The organism is Microbacterium sp. P2_F9, assembly GCF_056403635.1.
In genome coordinates this window covers 1-1,210 of sequence record NZ_JBFUFC010000399.1, presented here as the reverse complement: position 1 = coordinate 1,210, position 1,210 = coordinate 1, and the positions used below count along the sequence as shown (strand labels likewise).

The window sequence follows — 1,210 nt, the reverse complement described above, 5'->3', positions numbered from 1 at the left end:
TCGAAGTCGCAGCCAAGATCGGCGGTGCCGATCTTGCCGGCAACCCCACCCTTCAGGATGCGGTCCAGAAGGCGAAGAAGACTTCGGTCCCGATCGACAACATCAACCGCGCCRTCAAGCGCGGCGCCGGCCTGACCGGCGAGTCGGTGGACTACCAGACGATCCTCTACGAGGGCTACGGTCCCAATGGCGTCGCCCTGCTGATCGAGTGCCTCACCGACAACCGCAACCGCGCGGCAGCCGAGGTGCGCACGGCCATGTCCCGCAACGGCGGCGCGATGGCCGACCCTGGCAGCGTGGCGTACAACTTCCAGCGCAAGGGCGTCATCGTCGTCGCCGGCGAGGGCACCAGCGAAGAGGACGTCATGCTCGCCGTCCTCGAGGCCGGTGCCGAGGAGATCGAGCCGCACGCCGTCGGCTACGAGGTCATCACCGATGCGTCCGACCTTGTGAAGGTGCGCTCCGCGCTGCAGGAGGCCGGGATCGACTACGAGTCTGCGGACGTCGAGTTCGTCCCGAGCCTCAAGGTCGAGATCGATGCCGACACCGCGCGCCGGATCTTCCGCCTGATCGATGCGCTCGAGGACAGCGACGACGTTCAGAACGTGTTCAGCAACTTCGACCTCAGCCCCGAGGTGCAGGCCGAGCTCGAGACCGAGGACTGACCAGCGGGTCCTCGCGGGCGCGCCTGGGCCTCGCGGCCCGCACCCGCGCTTAGCGTGGGGGAGTGGCATCCCTTCGCGTCCTCGGCGTCGACCCCGGGCTCACCCGCTGCGGCGTGGGCGTCGTTGACGTCGCCGGCAACCGCTCGGCCACGCTGGTGCACGTGGGCGTGATCCGCTCCGACCCGGCACTCCCGATCGAGCAGCGCCTCGCGCTGATCGCGGCCGGGATCCGCGACGTGCTGGCACGCCATCAGCCGGATGTCGTGGCCGTCGAGCGGGTCTTCGCGCAGCAGAACCGGCACTCCGTGATGGGCACCGCGCAGGCGAGCGGCATCGCGCTCCTGCTGGCTGCCGAGCATGGGCTTCCCGCCGCGACGCACACACCCTCCGAGGTCAAGGCGGCCGTCACGGGCTACGGCACCGCCGACAAGAGTCAGGTGCAGACCATGATCGCGCGCATCCTGCGGTTGGACGCGCCGCCCGAGCCCGCAGATGCCGCCGACGCCCTCGCGATCGCGCTCTGCCACGCGTGGCGCGGCGGGCGG

Annotated in this window: 2 protein-coding genes; both read left to right on the top strand. The window is 70.2% G+C overall.

The features are described from left to right. Positions 1-665: YebC/PmpR family DNA-binding transcriptional regulator (locus tag AC1DVT_RS20340; protein WP_477391225.1), on the top strand; the 665-nt coding region annotated here is incomplete at its 5' end. Between the two features lie 62 nt (positions 666-727). Then, positions 728-1,210, top strand: a 483-nt coding sequence (ruvC, locus tag AC1DVT_RS20335) for a crossover junction endodeoxyribonuclease RuvC (RefSeq protein WP_477391223.1), incomplete at its 3' end; no start/stop codon positions are given.